Origin of the sequence: Martelella sp. UBA3392, from assembly GCF_002358775.1 — a bacterium.
Classification (GTDB): domain Bacteria; phylum Pseudomonadota; class Alphaproteobacteria; order Rhizobiales; family Rhizobiaceae; genus Martelella; species Martelella mediterranea.
On sequence record NZ_DEPM01000168.1, the window covers coordinates 13,125 to 14,854 of the forward strand.

Below are 1,730 nucleotides of genomic sequence, written 5' to 3' on the forward strand. Positions count from 1 at the left end.
GTTTACCGGCGGCGAAGGCGGCGATGAAGAGGATTGGGGGATCCGCTGGGGCATGATCGACCAGCGCGATGTTTTGCCGCCGAAGCGGCAGATCTGGTGCCGCTCGGCGGTTCCCTGGCTTGACAAGGTTACTGCGCTGCCCGGCGAAGCTACCGAATAGGCTTCAACCTTGCGACAGCGCCATGCGCAGCATCGCCGCGAGGTCTTCGTCGCCGCTGCCGTTCTCCAGGCAGGCCTTGAAGCTGGCAAGGGCCGCGTCGATCGCCGGCGTATCGACATCGTAGCTGTCGGCGACGCTGGCAAACAGCGTGGCGTCCTTCATCGCACCGCGCACGGGAAAGCCCACGCTCCTGTCATGGCCGCGAATACGCGGGGCGCGAGCCTTCAGCGCGGGCGTTCCGCCGGGGCTGGTCATCAGCATATCGAGCATCTTGTCGAGGCTGAGGCCGGCGCGTTTGCCGGTCATCAGCGCCTCGCGCAGCACTTCCCAATAACCGCACAGCACCATGTTGTTGACGATCTTGGCCGCCGCGCCGGTGCCGAGCGGGCCGGTGTGGTGAATGCGGTCGGAGAGCGTATCGGCAACCGGCAGGAAGCGTTCGAAATCGGCATCCGCGCCGCCGATATAGAGCCCTGCCTTGCCGGAAATCACCAGTTCCGGGCCGCCGGAGACCGGCGCGTCGATGGCGCTGCCGCCCTTGGCCTTGATGCCCGCCGAATAGCGCTTCAGCAAAGCGGGGCTGACGGTCGAGGTCTCGACCACCAGCTTGCCGGGAAGCGAGGTGGTCAGCAGCGCTTCGAGCACCGCCTCCACCGCCGCATCGTCGATCAGCGAGGTCAGGATGATATCGGCCTTGCGGGCAAGCGTTGCCGGGTTCAGCGCGACCTCGGCATGGGTCTCGGAAGCAAGCTCCATCGAAACGCCGCCGCGCGACCACACCACCAGCGGAAAACCATAGGCCGAGAGCCGACGCGCCATGGCGGTGCCCATGCGGCCCATGCCGCAGATGCCGATCGTCTCCTTGTCCGCCATGTCAGGCCGCCTTTGCCTGATGGTATTCCTTGATCGCGATCATCCGGATTTCCGGCGCCCGCTCGCTTTCGTAGTTCAGCGAGAAACCGTCCTGGGCGAGGAACACCGGATCGCCGTCGAGGTCGCGGGCGATATCGCCGCGCCGGCCGGAGATGAATTTTTCCAGATCGGCGGTCTTCTCGGCCGAAATCCAGCGGCAGACGGAAAACCGCGCCATCTCGAACGATACCGGCAGGCCGTATTCCGCCTTCAGCCGCTCCTTCAGCACGTCGAGCTGCAGAGCGCCGACAACACCGACGATCGCGGGCGAGCCGTCCTCGGGCGTGAAAAGCTGCACTACGCCTTCCTCGGCCATCTGCTGCAGCGCTTCCTTCAGCTTCTTCGCCTTCATCGCATCCTCAAGACGGACACGGCGGAGGATTTCCGGCGCGAAGTTCGGCACGCCCTGGAACACCAGCGCCTCGCCATCGGTCAGCGTGTCGCCGATCCGGAGCGCGCCGTGGTTCGGAATGCCGACGACATCGCCGGCATAAGCCGTATCGGCGAGCTGGCGTTGCGAGGCGAAGAAGAATTGCGGCGCGGTGAGACCCATCTGCTTGCCGGTGCGGGCGAGCCTCGCCTTCATGCCGCGCGTCAGCGTGCCCGAGCACACGCGCACGAAGGCGATGCGGTCGCGGTGGTTCGGGTCCATATTGGC

General features: G+C 65.7%; 2 protein-coding genes. Both read right to left on the bottom strand.

From position 1 onward, the window contains the following. Nucleotides 1-163 precede the first annotated feature (163 nt). Nucleotides 164-1,033, bottom strand: a complete 870-nt coding sequence (locus tag B4E36_RS12835) for an NAD(P)-dependent oxidoreductase (protein WP_292052873.1) — start codon at nucleotides 1,031-1,033, stop codon at nucleotides 164-166. A gap of 1 nt (nucleotide 1,034) precedes the next feature. Next, a partial coding sequence (locus tag B4E36_RS12840) for an EF-Tu/IF-2/RF-3 family GTPase (RefSeq protein WP_345900430.1) occupies nucleotides 1,035-1,730 on the bottom strand: 696 nt, incomplete at its 5' end.

Coding starts and splice junctions, on each gene's coding strand:
- B4E36_RS12835 (WP_292052873.1), bottom strand. CDS start 1,033: ATGGCGGACAAGGAGACGATCGGCATCTGCGGCATGGGCCGCATGGGC.